Raw genomic sequence first — 2142 nt, forward strand, 5'->3', positions numbered from 1 at the left:
TGTCAACAACGGTGAACTCTGACCGCTTTTTGTCAGTTTAGATTGTCCGGTTTTCATCAGTTTTCAGTGTCCGCTTTTTGAGATTCGGTGTCCTCAGAGTCCTCCTGTTGTTGAGTAGTACCGGGGATGAGACCTGCCTTCCGTTTGTCCTTCAGCCGATAGCTCTCGCCCTTGATGTTCAACGTACTTGAGTGGTGCAGCAGTCGGTCCAGTATTGCTGTAGCAATGACCTGATCTCCGAACACTTCGCCCCAGTCCATGAAGCTCTTGTTCGAGGTCAGGATGGTGCTGGCCCGCTCATAGCGTCGGTTGATCAGCCGGAAGAACAGGCTGGCTTCCTCCCGGGTCATGGGCAGGTAACCGATCTCGTCGAGAACAAGTACTTTCGGGTAAGTCAGTTGCTGGAGCTGTCGGTCCAGCCGGTTTTCCTGCCGAGCTTTCACCAGCGTGCTGACCAGGCGATCCAGGGTCATGAACAATACCCGATGGCCAGCCTCAGCGGCCTTTACTCCAAGGGCGACAGCCAGATGGGTTTTACCCACCCCCGGCGGGCCCAGCAGGATCACGTTCTCGTTGCGTTCCACGAACCCGAGGCCGGAGAGTTCCCGGATCAGCTTTCGGTCAAGGCTGGGCTGGAAGCTGAAGTCGAACTGTTCCAGGGTTTTGATCCAGGGCAACCTGGCCTGTTTGAGTCGCGTATCCAGCCCCCTCTGATGGCGGCCGCCCCATTCCTGGGACAGCGCCTGTTCGAGGAACTCCCGGTAGTTCAAGTCCTTCTTGCTGGCGTGTTCGCAGAGGGTGTCCAGTGAGGCCTGGAGGTGATCCATCTTGAGCCGGTCGAGGAGTTGATCCAGGTTCATTGGAGCACCTCCTCATACACGGCCAAGCTCCGGTGTTGCACCGGCATCACCTCCTGCCACAGGGGGGTGTGATGATCCGATACGGCCTGCCAGCCTTCCTTCCGGTCAGTGAGCCGGTGCTGGGCCACCCTCTGACCCCGGATGTCATAGACGGTCAGTTCATCCTCAACGCTGATACGGATGGTGACCTGCTGCCCGCAGCACTGAGCGGGCACACTGTAACGGTTGCCCCGGACATCGATGTAGGCATCCCAGCTGACGTGGCGGATATCGTAGTAGCGAGTATCGAAGTCGACCCCGGGTCTTGGCAGCAGGTGTGGCTTCTCTGCCGCGAACCGCTCCAGCGGCGTTTGCTGGAACTGTCTGAGCTGTCGCTGCTCAGCGCAGGTGATCAGCCACTGCTCCAGCAACTGATTCAGGTGTGCGTAGCTGTCGAAGCTGCGATACCGCTGGAAGAAGTGGTGCTTCACATAACCGACCATGCGTTCGGTCTTACCCTTGGTTCTGGGCCGCTGAGGTCGGCAGGCTTTGGCGACAAAGCCGTAATGGTTGGCCAGCTCAAGGAAGCCAGCATTGAACGTGACCTTGCCATCACGATCATGGCGAACCACCGCAGCCTTCTGGTTATCCACCAGCACACTGGCCGGCACACCGCCAAAGTACCGGAAGGCTTGCACCAGTGACTCATAGGTATGCTCCGCATCCTGGCGTGGGCCCGCCCAAACGTGGAAGTAGCGAGAGTAACCCAGCACGTTCACCGCGATGTTCACGGTGCACGCTCGGCCGCCCACCTCTGTCCGGATCTGGCCCCAGTCATGCTGGAGCTGCTTACCGGGCGGGGTCTCGTACCGGACCGTTTGCTTACTCGCTCGCAGTGATCGCTTGGGCTGGATGTACTCACGAACCAACGTGGATGAGCCGGTAAAGCCCTGTTCGCGCAATTGCTGGAAAATGACCTCGGCGTTCCAGACGTCGTTGGCCAGTTGTTGATCGATAAAAGGCTTGAAGGGATCCAGCTTGCTGGGCCGGCGCTTCGTGGGCTTGCCTGTCGGTGGTGCCGGAAGTGCGAGATACCGACGCACCGTGCGTTCTGAGCATCCGATCCGGTGGGCAATATCCACGATATGCACCCCCTGTACCCTTAGTTGTTTTATCATGTGAAAGTCCTCTCGGCTTTGCATGAGTCTTTTCCTTTCAGGTTTCGTCACCTTCAAGAAAAGGACATGCGGGTCGGGAGGACAATCTATCCTGACAATTTACGGACTTTTAGCACTGTTGCTGA

Annotated in this window: 2 protein-coding genes; both read right to left on the reverse strand. The window is 57.8% G+C overall.

Annotated features, from left to right (window positions below; translation table 11 throughout):
- Positions 1-56 precede the first annotated feature (56 nt).
- A complete protein-coding gene (gene istB, locus AAC035_RS20920; protein WP_339807048.1) occupies positions 57-860 on the reverse strand; it encodes an IS21-like element helper ATPase IstB in 804 nt (267 codons plus the stop codon).
- Entirely contained in the window at positions 857-2041 is a 1185-nt protein-coding gene (istA, locus tag AAC035_RS20925; RefSeq protein ID WP_339807049.1) for an IS21 family transposase, read from the reverse strand. Before istA ends, istB begins: the two co-directional genes overlap by 4 nt.
- Positions 2042-2142 lie beyond the last annotated feature (101 nt).

The sequence above is a fragment of the uncultured Marinobacter sp. genome (genome assembly GCF_963974375.1).
Lineage (GTDB): Bacteria > Pseudomonadota > Gammaproteobacteria > Pseudomonadales > Oleiphilaceae > Marinobacter.

What these genes read in the sequence shown, in the direction of transcription:
- istB (WP_339807048.1), bottom strand. Translation starts at nt 860, where the DNA reads ATGAACCTGGATCAACTCCTCGACCGGCTCAAGATGGATCACCTCCAG.
- istA (WP_339807049.1), bottom strand. Translation starts at nt 2,041, where the DNA reads ATGCAAAGCCGAGAGGACTTTCACATGATAAAACAACTAAGGGTACAG.